1 protein-coding gene is annotated in these 1,067 nt (G+C 33.3%); it reads right to left on the bottom strand.

What is annotated here, in order from left to right; genetic code table 11:
* Positions 1-44 precede the first annotated feature (44 nt).
* Positions 45-1,007 carry a helix-turn-helix transcriptional regulator gene (locus V7149_RS23825; RefSeq protein ID WP_053477974.1) on the bottom strand — a complete coding sequence of 321 codons (963 nt, stop codon included), beginning with the start codon at positions 1,005-1,007 and terminating at the stop codon, positions 45-47.
* Between the last annotated feature and the right edge of the window lie 60 nt (positions 1,008-1,067).

Below are 1,067 nucleotides of genomic sequence, written 5' to 3'. Positions count from 1 at the left end.
CTATTATAATATAACTTCCCTGACAGCTAACGTCAGGGAAGTTATCATACTTGATGAAATTTTATTAATTCCGACAGAACTTCAATAAGTCTTTTCTTAAGACTTATTGGCTCAATAACTTGAATAGATTTACCGTACGGTAAAAGTAAATAAGGTACATATGTATGTATCATATTTTTTTCAAGAAGAAATACTGCTTGATTTGATGTCCGTTCTTGTAAATAATGTCCTAAAAACCAATGTTGGCAAATATCACCCAACGCCCTTGCGTTTCCATTAATAACCAAAGGGATAATCCCTTCCTTATCTTCTATAGTTGGAAGGAGGTTTTTCATAAAAAAGTCACGTGCTGAAAAATTTTCTGGCCGGTTAAACTTATTTTCGGTTAGCATTAGACTTTCAATTCGATCTACTCTAAAACTACGAATATCATTCCTAAGATGACAAAATCCAATCACATACCACTTATTATTCCAATAAATAATTCTGTACGGATCAACCAATCTATACTTTGATTGCTCTTCGCCACTTTTATGGTATAGAATTTTAGTAGAGTATCCATCAGCTACGGCCTGCTCCAACTCCTTCAAGAAAGGTTCCATAGAGAGGGAACTTAATCGACTTATTACTTCAAGACTGGTTAAATGTTGGTTTATCTTTGTTTCCTGCTCTTGATTTGAATATTTGCTTAGCTTTGAAATAGCCCTATTTAGTGCTTCACCTCCATAATATCCGGCTTCTTCTGCAAAAACAGCAGCGTGAAATAGTGAGGTTTGCTCCTCAAAATCAAAAAAAAGAGGAGCTTCAATAAAATTGTTCAATAAAGTGTATCCACCGTTATGTCCTGTGTCTGAAATTATAGGTACACCACTTGTTGAAAGTGTATCAATATAACGATACACAGTCCTTATATTCATCTCTAACTTTTCTGAAATTTGTTTTGCAGTAATTTTTTCACCTGAACTAAGCATCCATAGAATTGCTAGTATATTGTCAATTTTAGGCATATGAATCCACCTCTATATGGAATTTATTATCTATCCTATAAGTTTATTTTTTCCTTAATT

It is taken from the genome of Bacillus sp. JJ1503 (genome assembly GCF_036965125.1).
GTDB lineage: Bacteria > Bacillota > Bacilli > Bacillales > Cytobacillaceae > Cytobacillus.
Note: the sequence above shows the minus strand (reverse complement) of the source record. Positions and strands in the feature narration are given on the sequence as shown.